The organism is Bartonella bennetti, assembly GCF_045945445.1.
GTDB lineage: Bacteria > Pseudomonadota > Alphaproteobacteria > Rhizobiales > Rhizobiaceae > Bartonella.
This window is the reverse complement of sequence record NZ_CP174576.1, coordinates 762,705-777,017: the sequence shown is the minus strand read 5'-3', so window position 1 is coordinate 777,017 and position 14,313 is coordinate 762,705. Positions and strand designations below refer to the sequence as shown.

The window sequence follows — 14,313 nt, the reverse complement described above, 5'->3', positions numbered from 1 at the left end:
TATTATTGAATTATGATTAACAAATAAAGGAATTGAGAAAAGGAATTCGCTATGATTGAAAAAAAATATCCAATACATGATCAGCAGGAAATTGTAGAAAAAAGAAATTGTCAATGGTCTAATTCAATTGGCAAAAGTATTTTTACTATTGTTCTTTCTCTTCTCATTATTTGGCTTATTGTAGCTTTTTTAGGGTCTTTTTGGAACAAATCACCAAAACACATGCCTGATAATAATACAACAGGAGTAAATCCAACAACAATGAGTCCAAAACAAAACCCAACAGTGCCTTCAATACCTTAAAAGAAAGGTTTTTTATCATTTCATGAAGTAGATTCTATGTAGATAAAAAGATGAAACTGTGCACAAGTAAAGAAAAATAAGCATCATAAAAGATAATTTATACATAAGTATAATCTCTAGAAAAAGAGAAGAGAACGAATAAAATATAATGACAGTTGCCTAGACTGTCATTACACTTCTTTAATTTGTGATAAAACAGCTTCCCCCAGATTGTTTGATATCTTCACAAAGGCTTACAGCTTCATTACGATTTTGTGTTTGAATTCGGACACGATAGTAGGTGCCTTTCCCTGATATAAGGGCAGATTGAATATTTAATGGCCGAGGACCAATAATAGACCCAAATTTAGATTTTATTTTTCTCAAAGAATTTTGTGCTAATTCATGAGTGGGTTGGGATGAAAGCTGTACATAATATTTTTCCTCATTTTGCACTGTTGTTTGTTTTAAAGGATTTGAATGAGAAGAAGTAGGCATTGGAATCTTTGAATTCAACTGGGCAGATGAAGGAATTGGTATAGATGAATTTCGAGTTTTTTCTTGAACAGCAGAAATAGCATTGCTTTCTGTGATAATGTGATCAACATCAGTTATAAGAGTATGTTGCGTTTTTTCGCTATTCGAAAAGCTATGTTTTTTTTCATTGTTCTTTACATCGGATGATTGTGAAGAAACAGATGATTGCTTTTGAGATTGTTCAGGTTCTGATTTATTAGTTATTTCAGATTGAGCAAAAGGCTCTTCATTTGTATAGTGAACTGGAGCTAATACAGTTCTGCCATCTGGTTTTACAACAACAGTTTTAACTTCATGTGTTGGAACAGTATGATTAAGCGCTGCAGTGATTGCATCTTCAACATAAGCTTTATTAAGAGAAGAAGATGTAGGATTTTCAGTTGCTTGTTTATTTTTTTCAGCTTTTTGTTGATTTAAGGCTGTTAAATCTTCAGGCGCTTCAGACTTATCAAAAAGAAATTGCTGCGCATTTTCTTGCTTCTCATTTTTTTCGGTTATCTGTTTGTAAAGGTCTAAATTATGAGTAATATTATCTTCAGATTCAGTTATTTCTGGTTTGACTTTAAAAGGTGTATTATCAGCACGAATAATATTTGGACTTTCGTTCGTATCTGATAACATAAAAAAGTGAACATAGCTGAAAAGACCAATTGCAGCTAAGATAAGAAAAGCAAGGCTTTTAGAGAGTATGCCTCCAATAGTAAAACCTTTGAGGGAAGAATTTGCTAACGTATTGGCAGGTATCTCGTGTGCATACCCATATTGTGAATCTTTAGGAAAGGAAGAAGAATGATGTGTGCCATTGTCAGGAAAAGAATAGCTGGTATTTTGTTCTTGAGTATTTATGTGTAAATCTGCTGTTAGATTTTTTGTATCAGAATAAAAAGCTTCACTTTGCTGTTTTTGAGAAAAATTCTTTGTTATATTGCTACCTAAGCCGAATACATCAGTAAATTCTTTTTCTAAGCCGTCATTAGGTACATCGTATTTTGGTTCTTCATACGCAACATCTGAAACCATAATTGGCTCAGTTCGTTCTACTATTTCCTCTGCAAATTTATAGGTATCAACATTAGGAGGAGAATTATAGCTATATGGAGGATTTCCTACAGGAAAACTATCAGTTTGTGCAATATTCAAGGTCTCTAACGAGGTGTGTGTATAATTCGAATTGTTTTGGTTATATTGCTCCCTTTGTTTATTATTTTTAGAGTCGTTTTTAGTATATTGGATTTGAACATTATTATATAATGAAGATTTTGTTATATTATCTTCTTTTGAAGTTTCTGTTTCATGATGATTAATGATATGTTCTTCTTGTGAAAAATCTTCTAAACTGACGGATTTATCAGTTCCTGACGAAACCATAGTAGATGCGACATTAGTTGATTCATCCATTGTAACGCTGTTTATATTTGAAATCGCATTAGCAGATGAAGATAATGCACCTGTATCCGTGGAAGAAATTGGTATATCAGCATCATGATTTTTAACAAATTTTTGTTGAGCAGTCGGCATTTCATATGAGTAGTTTATAGATGTATTATAAGTATTTTTCTGGTAAGCATACTTTGGTTTTAAATTATAAATATCCGGCTGTTGCTCATTTGTCTGTAAAGGAGTCTTAGTTTCTTTATACAGAGCTGCATTAGATGTATATCCACTTTGTGCACTTACCTCATCAGGAAAAGAATTTTGTGTTTGTGTATTGAAATTATTGGTTTCAAAAGAAGAATTAACATTAGCAGACTCTGATCTATCTCCTGTTGCCTGAGTGTTTGGGATAGGTAATGGGGAAAGTGTATCTAAAATTTTTTCTTCATGATTATCAGTATGAAGAGGGTGTTCTACCACATTTGTATGATTTTGGTTATTGACATTTAATTGTGGAGACCATTGTTCACTATCATCAAATGGTAATTCGCCGGCTGAATTACTTTCAGTAATATCTTCCATAAAAGGTAAATCAAAACTATTAGTTGAAGAAGAAACATCAGAAGTTTGAGGTGCCAAATTTTCAGATTTTAATGAAGATTGGGTATGTTGAAAATTTTTTTGTTTATCTTCTAGGTTTGAATTGAAAATTTGCGTAAGTCTTTCCAATGGATCATAATGCTCATGATCTTGTTTCATTTCTTCTGGATTTTTGCGATCATTATCGCTCATAGGTTTTCTCGCATGAAAATCTGTATCTCTTTATGTACAGCTATTATTTCCAATTTTATTGTATACTAAACTAATTTACTGTATATTAAATTTAGGTCTTTATAAATTAAAGAATATACAAAAAATATTAAATTAAATATTCATTTTATACATTTATAGAACTTTTTCAACGCATTTCTGTTGGTGCTTTTACCCCAATAATTGTGAGACCCGATGATAAAATATTAAGAATAGCTTGAATCAAGCCAAGTCTGGCTAATGATAATTCTTTATTATCAGGTATAATAAAACGTAAATTAGGGTTGTCATTGCCTTTATTCCAATGTCCGTGGAAGTATGAGGCAAGATCATACAGATAAAATGCTAATCGATGTGGTTCTTTATGAGTGACAGCTTGTTCAATGATCCGTGGATATTCGGCGAGTTTGCGTATTAATAATATTTCACTCTCATCTATTAATCTGTCAAGATGTGCGATCATTGTATTGTTTGAAGGGTTTCCATTAAGAAAGACTTCTTGGGCTTGACGAAAGATTGAATGACAACGTGCATGCGCGTATTGTACATAAAAAATCGGGTTATCTTTCGATTGTTCTGTCACTTTTGCAAAATCAAAATCAAGAGGTACTTCACATTTACGATAAAGCATCATAAAACGAACTGGATCGTGGCCAACTTCTTCGACAACATCACGAAGAGTGACGAATGATCCAGCTCTTTTAGACATTCGTACGGGTCGACCATGGCGAAAAAGTTTTACTAATTGACACAAAAGAACCGTTAGTTTGGCTTTATTCCCAGAAATTGCTTTTGCTACAGCTTCTAATCGCTTTACATAACCAGTGTGATCTGCACCTAGAATATAAATCATTTCATCAAAGTGGCGATTAAATTTATCACGAAAATAAGCAACATCAGTGGCAAAATAAGTATAAGAGCCATCTGATTTAATTAAGGAACGATCTTGGTCGTCACCAATATCAGTTGAACGGAATAGAGTTTGTTCGCGTGGTTCCCAATCCTCTAAGTTTTGTCCTTTTGGTGGTGGTAGTGTACCCTTATAGATATAACCACTTAAAGTAAGATCATTAATAGTACTACGGATGGCTTGAGCATTATTTTTGTAAAGCGTGCGTTCAGAGAAAAAGACATCATGATAAATATTAAGAGCAGCTAAATCTTTGCGAATCATTCCCATCATTGAATCAATTGCATGTTCTTCCACTATAGATAAAGCTTCTTTTTGATCCATAATTAATAATTTATCACTGAATTTTTTAGCAAGAGATTGGCCTAATGGTATTAGATATTCACCTGGATAAAGTCCTTCTGGAATTTCACTGATTTTTTGTCCAAGTGCTTCACGATAACGCAACATTACAGAACGAGCGAGTACTTTTATTTGTTCACCAGCATCATTGATGTAATACTCTTTAGTAACTTCATAACCAGTAAATTGAAGCAAATTAGCAAGAACATCTCCAATAACAGCACCACGGCAATGCCCAACATGCATAGGTCCGGTTGGATTCGCAGAGACATATTCAATATTAACTTTTTTTCCTTGTCCTATTTGAATTTGGCCATAGGATGTCCCTTTTTCAATCATTGATTGTAAGGCGTTTTGCCAAAATGATTGTGTAAATTTAATATTAATGAAGCCAGGACCAGCGACATCGATGTGATTAATGTTGTCAAAAGATTGATCACTATTGATAAGGTTTATAATTTTTTCGGCCAAAGCACGTGGATTTAGTCCAACAGATTTAGCAAGTACCATAGCAGCGTTTGTCGATAAATCGCCATGTAAAGAATCACGTGGAGGATCAGTGACGATTTTTGATAAATCTAAAATTTCTCCATTTTTTCCTTTTATATCAGATAATTCGATTAATTTTTTAATTTTATTTTCGAAATTATTAAAAACATTCATATTCAAATTCCATGTTGTATTCGAAATAGTGAATCGAAATCATCTTTATGATTAAATAACCGATGATATTCACGCAAGGCATAATGATCGGTCATACCTGACAAAAAATCAGCAATAAATCGCGCTAGTTCTTGATCGGTTAAATTAGTTATTTTAATGTACCAATCTTCAGGCAATAAGCTTGGATTTTTATAATAACAGTCGAACAATCTTTGTACAATGCATTTTGCTGTATTGCGACGTATAAGCACTTTATCGTGGTAATAAAGATTTTGAAAGAGAAAATCCTTTAATTGTTTTTCTTGAATAGTCATTCTTGGAGAAAAGGTAACAATGGTTTGCTTCGCTTGATAAATATCGTTTATGCTCTTTGGTTTGATGAGTGCTAAATTTTTTTGTGATTGTTTAATAACATCTTCAACCATGAGTGTTATTTGTCGACGTACCAATTCATATCCGCGACGAGTTTGATCAAGTTGTGGATATTTTTTTTCGATATCTTTTAATAATGAAGCGGTCAAAGAAACTTGCTCTAACTGATTAATTGTTAAAAAGTGCGAACGTAGACCATCATCAATATCATGAGCGTTGTAAGCAATATCATCAGCAATAGCTGCACATTGCGCTTCTAATCCAGCAAAGCAATTAAGCTCAAGATTCTGTTGTGCATTATAGTGCAAAATATCGATAAAAACATTTTTATTGTTAGAATAGGGACCTAAAAGAGGCCCATTATGTTTCACAAGTCCTTCAAGTGTTTCCCAGGTAAGGTTTAATCCATCAAAATCCGCATAACGTTGTTCTAGTTTTGTAACAATTCGTAGCGCTTGTGCGTTATGATCAAAACCGCCATAAGGTGCCATTGCTTCATTCAGAGCATCTTCTCCTGCATGTCCAAAAGGCGTGTGCCCAAAATCATGAACAAGGGCAATTGCTTCTGCGAGATCTTCATCAAGGTTTAGTGCACGGGCTAATGTGCGTGCAATTTGAGAAACTTCGATTGAATGAGTAAGCCGTGTTCGATAATGATCACTTTCATCAGCAATAAAAACTTGAGTTTTATGTTTAAGACGTCGAAATGCATTGGAGTGAATAATACGATCACGATCACGTTGAAAAGGTGTGCGCCTAGTGTTTTCTTTCTCATAAAATAGTCTACCACGACTTTTTTGAGGATTCGTGCTATATACCGCCCGAGATTGATAATTGTAATTGATATTTTTTATATCCATTGCAAGTTATCCATTCTCATCTTATCTTAAACTTAGAATCGGTCATTATTAACAAAATTCTATGTATTTTGGATACTCTTTCTTTACAATTGGCTTCATTAATTCAAGGATTCAGTAACGCATGAGTGTAAATATTTCAGATGTTGCTGCCAAACAAATTGCACAGATACTTGCAGAACAACCCGGAAAAACAGCTTTACGTATTTCTGTTGAAGGGGGCGGATGTTCGGGCTTTTCTTATAAATATGATTTGGTCTCTGAAAATAAAGAAGATGATCTTATTATTAAAAAAGATGGAGCGGTTGTATTTATTGATTCAATATCTCTTCCTTTTATGGAAGGAGCCGAGATTGATTTTGTCGATGATCTTATGGGGCAATCTTTTCAAATTCGTAATCCTAATGCTACTTCATCATGTGGTTGTGGTATTAGCTTTTCAATTTAGAATAATTACTTTTCCGTATTACATCTTGAAAAGATTATCAATTTGATCAACAATATAAAAATGAGAGTTTTTGTAAAAAAATCATATCAGATTTTGTGGTTGATAATAACGTGTATCTTATTGATTTGGAGTAATTTCACATTTTCTGAAGAAGGAAAATTTCAAAAGAATCAACGAGAAAGATTAGCTACTTCTAATATAGATTCTCATGATCATGAAAAGGATAATTCATACTCGCAACTTACATTACACGCTCAACTAACAAGTAAGAGCGAACATATTATGAGCGGATTAGTGTGGCGTGTTTATGCACCTATTTTAGGGAGTGATAATAAATTGCCGTTGGTTGCGATTTATAAGGGTGGTACTGCCCGTTTTGATTTAAAACCAGGGAGCTATCTTGTTCATGTTTCATTTGGTCATGCAAGTGCTGTGCAACGTATAAGTTTAGAAAATGGACAACACCTTGTTAAAAATTTTAATCTTGATGCTGGTGGTATTATTTTCAATAGCACATTATTTAACGGTACAATCAATGAAAAAGAATTGCGTTTTACTATATATGAAGATGAAAAAGAAAATGATGATACGGGTATAATCTTAACAAATGTTAAGCCACAATCAATTGTACGTTTAAAATCTGGTCACTATCGTGTTGTTTCTCATTATGGTTCAGTTAATGCCATTATACGTGCAGATATTCAGGTAGAAGCCGGTAAAATTACTGAAGTGACTCTTGAGCATCAAGCTGCTCAAATCATTTTAAAGTTAGTACGTCAAGAAGGAGGAGAAGCACTGGCAGATACAAGTTGGTCTATCACTAATGATTCTGGTGATATTATTTATGAAACAGTTGGTGCTTATGTTTTGCTTGTGTTAGTAGAGGGTGATTATATTGCTATTGCTAAAAATAAAGACAAAATTTATCAAAAGGTTTTTTCAGTAGTTTCTGGCCAGGATAAAGATGTGAATGTTATAGCAAATTCACAAAATATACAGCAATTTGATGAAACAATAGATTAATTTATTATTTTAAATGTAAACTGTAATTATAAAGGAGATATTTAAAGTTTTGGCTATAGAATTTTCAACATTTAGTGTCTTTTTTGCTGGTGCATTATCTTTTTTATCACCATGTGTTTTACCACTAGTTCCTCCTTATTTGTGTTATATGGCAGGTGTTAGCATTGATGATTTTCGATCAGAAAAACAAGATAAAGCAGCATCTGTACGCTTAGTACTTTTGTCCTCTGTTATTGCTTTCATTCTTGGGTTTACAACTGTTTTTGTTCTATTGGGTGCAAGTGCAAGTACACTTGGCAAATTCATCGGTTACTATCGTGATTGGTTTGCTATTGCTTCTGGAATTATCATTATTATTTTTGGTTTAAATTTTTTAGGTCTTTTCAAGATTGGTTTATTATTGCGTGAGGTGCGCTTTCAAACACGAAAAACGCCTGCTGGACCTTTAGGTGCTTATATTATTGGATTAGCTTTTGCATTTGGTTGGACACCATGTATTGGTCCAATTTTGGGGCCTATTATAACACTTGCAGGAACGAAAGAAACTGTAAGTGAAGGCGCTATACTTTTGAGCATTTATGCATTAGGTCTTGGAGTGCCTTTTCTGTTAGCAGCTTTATTTTCGAGTAGTTTCATGGAATTTTTAGGGGCTTTTCGTGTTCATTTAGGTAAAGTTGAAAAAATTATAGGTATTTTTCTAATTATTACAGGTATTTTATTTTTGACAGGTTCTATGCAAAACTTGTCTTTTTGGCTTTTAGAAAATTATCCTTTGTTGAGTAATATTGAAACGATTAGTTGGGATGATATTGTAAGTTTATTTGGATTTTTCCATTAATTAATTATATGTGCTTTTATGGTTAGAAGTTGTCTTTCTATTGTTCTTGCTGCAGGTGAGGGGACGCGTATGAAATCGTCTCTTCCTAAGGTGCTTCATAAAGTAGCTGGATTGCCACTTGTGTGTCACGTGATAAGACAAATAAAATTATTAGGTTCTACACAATTAGCGGTAGTTGTAGGAGTTGGTGCAGAAGATGTTACTAAAGTTGTCCAATCATTTGTAGAAAATGCAATGATTTTTGAACAAAAAGAGCGTTTAGGTACTGCTCATGCTGTTTTATCTGCGCGATTTGCTTTGCAAGAAGAAGTGGATGATGTTCTCATTGTTTTTGGAGATACTCCTTTAATTGAGCAAAATACATTGGTCAAAATTCGTGAACAACTTGCTAAAGGAGCAGATGTTGTCGTCACTGGTTTTTATACTTCTAATCCAACAGGTTATGGTCGTCTTCTCAATAAAGATGGTAAGATTATTGCGATTGTAGAAGAACAAGATGCAAGCGATGAAGAGAAAAAAATTTCTTTTTGTAATGGTGGGATAATGGCCATTAATGGGAAGTATGTTCTTTCTCTTTTAGATAAAGTTAATAATAACAATTTGAAAAAAGAATATTATCTGACGGATATTGTTTCTATTGCAGCGTGTGAGGGTTTAAATATTCAGGTTGTTGAAGTTTCTTTTGATAAGGTTGTAGGAATTAATAACTGTTTTGAACTTTTTGAAGTTGATGTTTTATGGCAAAAACGTAAAGCGCGCGATCTCATGTTATCTGGTGTTCGAATATTAAAACCAGAAAGTGTTTATTTTTCTTATGACACAGAAGTTGAAGCAGATGTTGTGATCGAGCCAAATGTTTATTTCGGATTAGGGGTAAAAGTGCAATCTGGTGCAGTTATTCATGCATTTAGTTATTTAGAAGGTGTTGTTATTGGTACGAATGCGCAGATTGGACCTTATGCACGTTTGCGGCCTGGCACAGAGTTAGAACGATCAGTTAAGATCGGGAATTTTTGTGAAATTAAGCAAGCAAAAATAGGAGAGTTTTCCAAGATTAACCATTTGAGTTATATTGGGGATGCAGAAATTGGGATGCATACTAATATTGGAGCTGGTACAATTACTTGTAATTATGATGGTTTTAACAAACATAAAATTGTGATTGAAGACAATGCCTTTATTGGTTCTAATTCAGCACTTGTTTCTCCTTTGATCATAGGGGAAGGAGCCTATATCGCTTCAGGAAGTGTTATCACTGAAAATGTGCCTGCTGATAGTATGGCTTTTGGTCGTGCGCAGCAGGTTATAAAAGAAGGTCGTGCAAAAAAATTACGTACGCATTTATCAGCAAATAAAAAAAAGAATTAATTGTTTTTATTTATCTCTCAGTTTTAATAGTGATCTAATAATTATGAAAAGACTTGTTCTTAGTTATGACCATGCCATATCAATTTATATGGCTGTTTAAAATCTAGAATGCAGATCGTTTGATTATTTTATAGTATTTATTATAAATTTGGGATGTAAATTGGAGCTTTTGAATGTGTGGAATTATTGGAATTCTTGGAAATAAATCTGTTGCATCCCATTTGATTGATGGTTTGAAACGTCTTGAGTATAGAGGATATGATTCATCTGGTTTAGCCACAGTGCACAATGGGCATCTTCATCGTGTTCGAGCTGAAGGTAAATTGATTCATTTAGAGGAAAAGTTAGGAAAAATACCTTTAAAAGGTAATTTAGGGATTGGTCATACCCGTTGGGCTACACATGGAATTGCTGTAGAGCGAAATGCTCATCCTCATATGACTGAGCGACTTGCAGTTGTTCATAATGGTATTATTGAAAATTTTGTAGAACTACAAAAGGAACTCGTTGAAGACGGTTATATCTTCGAAACAGAAACGGATACGGAGGTTATTGCTCATCTGATTACGCGCGAATTAAAAAACGGTCTTTCTCCACAGGAAGCAACATATATAGGTTGGAAAAGACTCCAGGGTGCTTTTGCTTTTGCTCTTATTTTTGAAGGTGAAGATAATCTTATGATTGCTGTTCGCTCTGGTCCACCGTTAGTAATTGGCTACGGCAAAGATGAGTTTTTTGTAGGATCTGATGCGATTGCTTTAGCTCCATTTACGAATCGTATCAGCTATCTGGAAGATGGAGATTATGCAGTTATCAAGCGTGAAGGAATAAAAATTTACGATACAGATAATCGGCAAGTAGAACACCCTATTACGACCTTATTTGAAGGATCTTTGCTGGTTTCTAAAGGTCATCACCGTCATTTTATGCGTAAAGAAATGTTTGAGCAGCCTGAAGTTATTTCACATAATTTGACGCACTATCTTGATTTGAGACAATATACTGTGCTTGAAAGTTTGATTGATTGGAGCAAGATTAATCGAATATTATTTGCTAGTTGTGGAACAGCTTATTATTCGACTTTAGTTGCACGTTATTGGTTTGAAAAATTTGCTGCTTTAAGTATTGATAATGATGTAGCTTCTGAATTCCGTTATCGTGAACCACCGATAGCATCTGATGTGTTATCAGTATTTGTTTCCCAGTCTGGTGAAACGGCTGATACTTTAGCATCTTTGCGCTACTGCCGAAATCTTGGTGTAAAAACAGCAACAGTTGTGAATGTTATGCAGTCAACGATGGCAAGAGAAGCTGATTTTGTTTTACCGACATTTGCAGGTCCAGAAATTGGTGTTGCTTCAACAAAAGCTTTTACTTGTCAATTATCTACTCTTGCAGTAATGGCACTTAGCGCGGCTAAACAGCGTGGATATCTTTCAAAAACAGCAGAACAGCAATTAGTTCAGCAATTAGCAGAATTACCTCGGATTTTAAATGAAGTTTTAAAGCTGGATGAAAAAATTGAACAATTATGTCGCGGTTTAGTAAACGCAAAAGGTGTACTCTATCTTGGACGAGGCACTTCTTATCCAATTGCTTTAGAGGGAGCACTCAAACTGAAAGAGCTTTCGTATATTCATGCTGAAGGTTATGCTGCTGGTGAATTAAAACATGGGCCGATTGCGCTGATTGATGAAACAATACCGGTTATTGTTGTGGCGCCTTATGATAGATGGTTTGAAAAAATATTTTCTAATATGCAAGAGGTGGCTGCGCGCAATGGTCGTATTATTTTGATAACAGATAAAAGGGGGAAGGGAGCAGAAACTCATTTTACCTCCTTATCAACTATTATTTTACCGGAGGTTCCAGAATTTATTGCTCCTATTATTTATGCTTTGCCTATTCAATTAATAGCTTATCATACAGCTGTTTTGTTGGGAACAGACGTTGATCAGCCACGTAATTTGGCAAAGTCAGTTACTGTCGAGTAAAAAATGATTTATTTAAAATAACTATAGAAATTATAAATGAGCATCTAAAATAGATATATACAACATTTTATTTGATTGGAACTACTTTAAATTAAATATATCGTAAATTTAAATTTTTTCAGAGGATAATTCATTCCTTTACGCTTATTGCAATGTATTAGAGTCTTGGCTAGCAAATGATTTGATTGACAAAATTATTAAAAAATTAACCTGCGCGTAATAGCTGAAGAGCGTCATCGCGTCCAAAAAGATAAAGAAGTAATCGTATAGCGTGTCCTTGTTCTGAAGAAAGATTAGGATCACGTTGTAAAAATAAATGTGCATTCTTCTTTGCTATAAGTAAAAGCTCACGATGGACTGCAAGGTTTGCCATATAAAATTCAGGTATACCAGATTGTCGTGTTCCTAATAGTTCGCCTTCACCTCGTAGACGCAAATCCTCTTCAGCAATTTTAAAGCCATCTTCTGTATTGCGCATAATGTTGAGACGTGCTTCAGCTGCTTTTGTAAGCGGAGCTTTATATAGCAAAATACAAGAAGATTTTTTATCTCCTCGTCCAACACGTCCACGTAATTGGTGGAGTTGTGCAAGACCAAAATGTTCGGCATGTTCGATAACAATGATTGAGGCATCAGGAATATCTACACCTACTTCAATGACTGTTGTTGCAACTAAAATATATATATTTGCATTTTTAAAAGATGTCATCGCTGCTTCTTTTTTATCAGTAGACATTTTTCCATGTATCATACCGACACAACTTCCAAATCGTTTTTGCAAGCTAGCAAAACGACTTTCAATGGAAGTAAGCTCGAGATTTGTAGATTCTTCTACAAGGGGACAGATCCAATAAATTTTTTCTTTTTTTTGTAACGCAGTAGCAATTCGTTCTATAAGCTCATTTATCCGCTCTGAAGAAATTGTTGCAGTTTTAATTGGTTGCCGTCCAGTTGGTTTGTCTGTAATTTGTGAGACGTCCATGTCACCATAAGATGTTAATACCAACGTACGAGGGATAGGGGTCGCTGTCATAACAAGTATGTCAGGTTTATTGCCTTTTTCTGTAAGGGTAAGACGTTGCTGTACACCAAAACGATGTTGCTCATCGATAATAGCTAAGGCAAGATTATTATAGGTAACATTTTCCTGTATTAGAGCGTGAGTGCCAATAATGATAGAAGCTTCTCCTGATAAAATAGTATCAAGGATATTTGCACGTACTTTCCCTTTTTCTCGTCCAGTTAATAAGACTGTTTGTAAACCGATTTTCTCGGCAAGGGGGGTGATTGTAGCAAAGTGTTGTCTAGCAAGAACTTCTGTTGGGACCATTAAGGCTGATTGTCCTGAATTTTCAGCGATTTGAGCTATTGCCATCAGTGCCACTATAGTTTTTCCTGCTCCTACATCGCCTTGAAGAAGTCTTAACATGGGGGTAGGTGAAGCTAAATCATTTGCAATATCTTTTATTGATTTTATTTGTCCACTTGTAAGCTGAAAGGGTAGGGCTTCAAGCAGTTTTTTAGTATAAAAACCTGTTGGTGGACGAGATGTACCTGAAAATAATTTAGTTTTTAATCTTACAAGACCAAGAGCTATTTGATTAGCGAAAAATTCATCATAAGCAAGGCGTTTACGTGCTGTACTTTCTAAAGCGAGGTCATCAGGATTGATAGGAGCATGAATACGGCGTAAAGAAACAGGAAAAGAAGAAAAATTATGCTCCTTTTTTATACTTTCTTCTATCCATTCTGGTAAGGAAGGAATATATTCAAGAGCTTTTTGCATTGCGCGTCTTAGTGTTTTTGTAGAAAGCCCTGCAGTAGAAGGATAGATCGGTTCAATGAATGGCATCTGATCTAATTGCTCATGGAAAACTATATGATCAGGATGAATCATTGAGAGCTGTCCTTTAAACCTTTCTACTTTACCTGATATGATTACTTTTTTTCCTTCTGGTAATTGTTTTTCTAACCAAGAGCGTTGGGCATGAAAAAATATCAAATTTATTGTACTCGTTTGATCATGGCCAATAACACGGTAAGGCGATTTGTTATGATTTGTTGGTGGTTTATGCTGGTCGATAGTGACCTCGAGAGTAACAATGCTTCCTTCTTGTGCGAAGGCAATACCAGGTTGCTTTCTGCGATCTATAACAGAATGAGGCATCAATCGGAGAAGATCAATAAGAGTAGGTTCACGTTGCGTAAGATTAATATTTAAAACTTTAGCAAGTAAAGAACATATTCTTGTATTGATTCCCGGGAGGGTACTAATAGGGGTAAAAAGAGGATTTAGAAGGCTTGAATGCATAGAAAAATTTAGCTTTCTTTCTTCGTTTTTTCTAGTATTTAGAAAGAATTTTTTGAGGATAAATCACTCAATATTATGAGAAGTCGTTGCATTATTGTTTCCTTAAGACTTGGATCACGAAATTAAATAGAAAGTGAGAATATGATAAAAAGGTAATCAACATTAGTTATTTTATATGATATTC

At 34.3% G+C, this 14,313-nt stretch carries 10 protein-coding genes; 6 read left to right on the top strand and 4 right to left on the bottom strand.

Annotated features, from left to right (window positions below; genetic code table 11):
* Positions 1–51: 51 nt before the first annotated feature.
* Positions 52–303: a hypothetical protein gene (locus ACJTDF_RS03535; protein WP_407966173.1), complete on the top strand. Its 252-nt coding sequence runs from the start codon at positions 52–54 to the stop codon at positions 301–303.
* Positions 304–483: 180 nt separating this feature from the next.
* On the opposite strand, the gene ACJTDF_RS03530 is transcribed toward ACJTDF_RS03535, so the two are convergent.
* The 3 genes from ACJTDF_RS03530 to ACJTDF_RS03520 form a co-directional block, all read right to left on the bottom strand.
* Positions 484–2,985 (bottom strand): SPOR domain-containing protein, encoded by a 2,502-nt coding sequence (locus ACJTDF_RS03530; RefSeq protein ID WP_407966172.1) that lies wholly within the window; start codon positions 2,983–2,985, stop codon positions 484–486.
* A gap of 166 nt (positions 2,986–3,151) precedes the next feature.
* A complete protein-coding gene (argS, locus tag ACJTDF_RS03525; RefSeq protein ID WP_407966171.1) occupies positions 3,152–4,918 on the bottom strand; it encodes an arginine--tRNA ligase in 1,767 nt (588 codons plus the stop codon).
* A 2-nt stretch (positions 4,919–4,920) separates the two neighbouring features.
* Positions 4,921–6,150, bottom strand: a complete 1,230-nt coding sequence (locus ACJTDF_RS03520; protein ID WP_407966170.1) for a deoxyguanosinetriphosphate triphosphohydrolase — start codon at positions 6,148–6,150, stop codon at positions 4,921–4,923.
* Between the two features lie 121 nt (positions 6,151–6,271).
* Here ACJTDF_RS03520 and ACJTDF_RS03515 point away from each other — a divergent pair, with 121 nt between their 5' ends.
* The 5 genes from ACJTDF_RS03515 to glmS all read left to right on the top strand — a co-directional run bounded on the left by ACJTDF_RS03515 (position 6,272) and on the right by glmS (position 11,818).
* Positions 6,272–6,595: a HesB/IscA family protein gene (locus ACJTDF_RS03515; RefSeq protein ID WP_407966169.1), complete on the top strand. Its 324-nt coding sequence runs from the start codon at positions 6,272–6,274 to the stop codon at positions 6,593–6,595.
* Positions 6,596–6,655: 60 nt separating this feature from the next.
* Positions 6,656–7,618 carry a carboxypeptidase regulatory-like domain-containing protein gene (locus ACJTDF_RS03510; protein WP_407966168.1) on the top strand — a complete coding sequence of 321 codons (963 nt, stop codon included), beginning with the start codon at positions 6,656–6,658 and terminating at the stop codon, positions 7,616–7,618.
* A 49-nt stretch (positions 7,619–7,667) separates the two neighbouring features.
* Entirely contained in the window at positions 7,668–8,456 is a 789-nt protein-coding gene (locus tag ACJTDF_RS03505) for a cytochrome c biogenesis CcdA family protein (RefSeq protein ID WP_407966167.1), read from the top strand.
* 18 nt (positions 8,457–8,474) lie between these two features.
* Positions 8,475–9,824 carry a bifunctional UDP-N-acetylglucosamine diphosphorylase/glucosamine-1-phosphate N-acetyltransferase GlmU gene (gene glmU, locus ACJTDF_RS03500; RefSeq protein ID WP_407966166.1) on the top strand — a complete coding sequence of 450 codons (1,350 nt, stop codon included), beginning with the start codon at positions 8,475–8,477 and terminating at the stop codon, positions 9,822–9,824.
* A gap of 173 nt (positions 9,825–9,997) precedes the next feature.
* Positions 9,998–11,818 (top strand): glutamine--fructose-6-phosphate transaminase (isomerizing), encoded by a 1,821-nt coding sequence (gene glmS / locus ACJTDF_RS03495; RefSeq protein WP_407966165.1) that lies wholly within the window; start codon positions 9,998–10,000, stop codon positions 11,816–11,818.
* 205 nt (positions 11,819–12,023) lie between these two features.
* On the opposite strand, the gene recG is transcribed toward glmS, so the two are convergent.
* Positions 12,024–14,129: an ATP-dependent DNA helicase RecG gene (gene recG, locus ACJTDF_RS03490; protein WP_407966164.1), complete on the bottom strand. Its 2,106-nt coding sequence runs from the start codon at positions 14,127–14,129 to the stop codon at positions 12,024–12,026.
* Positions 14,130–14,313 lie beyond the last annotated feature (184 nt).

What these genes read in the sequence shown, in the direction of transcription:
- ACJTDF_RS03515 (WP_407966169.1), top strand. Translation starts at nt 6,272, where the DNA reads ATGAGTGTAAATATTTCAGATGTTGCTGCCAAACAAATTGCACAGATA.
- ACJTDF_RS03530 (WP_407966172.1), bottom strand. Translation starts at nt 2,985, where the DNA reads ATGAGCGATAATGATCGCAAAAATCCAGAAGAAATGAAACAAGATCAT.
- ACJTDF_RS03520 (WP_407966170.1), bottom strand. Translation starts at nt 6,150, where the DNA reads ATGGATATAAAAAATATCAATTACAATTATCAATCTCGGGCGGTATAT.
- argS (WP_407966171.1), bottom strand. Translation starts at nt 4,918, where the DNA reads ATGAATGTTTTTAATAATTTCGAAAATAAAATTAAAAAATTAATCGAA.
- glmU (WP_407966166.1), top strand. Translation starts at nt 8,475, where the DNA reads ATGGTTAGAAGTTGTCTTTCTATTGTTCTTGCTGCAGGTGAGGGGACG.
- glmS (WP_407966165.1), top strand. Translation starts at nt 9,998, where the DNA reads ATGTGTGGAATTATTGGAATTCTTGGAAATAAATCTGTTGCATCCCAT.
- ACJTDF_RS03510 (WP_407966168.1), top strand. Translation starts at nt 6,656, where the DNA reads ATGAGAGTTTTTGTAAAAAAATCATATCAGATTTTGTGGTTGATAATA.
- recG (WP_407966164.1), bottom strand. Translation starts at nt 14,129, where the DNA reads ATGCATTCAAGCCTTCTAAATCCTCTTTTTACCCCTATTAGTACCCTC.
- ACJTDF_RS03535 (WP_407966173.1), top strand. Translation starts at nt 52, where the DNA reads ATGATTGAAAAAAAATATCCAATACATGATCAGCAGGAAATTGTAGAA.